The organism is Actinomadura sp. HBU206391 (assembly GCF_014323665.1).
Lineage (GTDB): Bacteria > Actinomycetota > Actinomycetes > Streptosporangiales > Streptosporangiaceae > Actinomadura_C.
Window position 1 is genome coordinate 1 of sequence record NZ_JABVEB010000583.1, and the last position, 559, is coordinate 559.

The 559-nt window shown below is 71.0% G+C and carries 1 protein-coding gene; it reads left to right on the forward strand.

Annotated elements, in window-relative coordinates:
- The coding region (locus HKK72_RS39540) for a DUF222 domain-containing protein (RefSeq protein ID WP_187239469.1) at positions 1-559 on the forward strand (559 nt) is incomplete at both ends.

Genomic DNA, 559 nt, shown 5'->3' on the forward strand with positions numbered 1-559 from the left:
CCGGTCAAGCCGGCCCCGAGGACACCCGTACCAAGGCACAACGCCGCCATGACGCCCTGGCCGAGGCGATGCGGCGGCTGGCCGGCTCGAACCTGCTACCGGAACGCGGCGGATCCAAACCCCAGGTGAAAGTCGACATGGACCTGGCCACCCTGCGGACCCTGCCCGGATCCGCACAAGCCGAACAGCAATGGCTCGACCACACCACCGCCCAACTAGCGAGGGATCGCCTCAACACCGGCCGAACCACCACCGAACTACTGACCGATCAGACACCAGCCGAATCACCGTCCGAGCCGGCCGCACCGAATTCCCCACACCCCCCAACGACCACCACGCCCAGCACGCCCAACTCGCCGATGAACGCGCCGACGAACGCGCCAGTGGACACGCCGACCAACAGGGCGGCCACGCCGACGGGCGGGGCGACGAACACGCCGGTGGACACGCCCATGAACGGGGCGGACGGGACGGTGAACGGGGCGGCCGTGGGGGTAGGCGGGGCGGTGCAGCCGCCGCTGCCGGGGCTGGGTGATGGGGCGACCCTGCACGGGGTCGG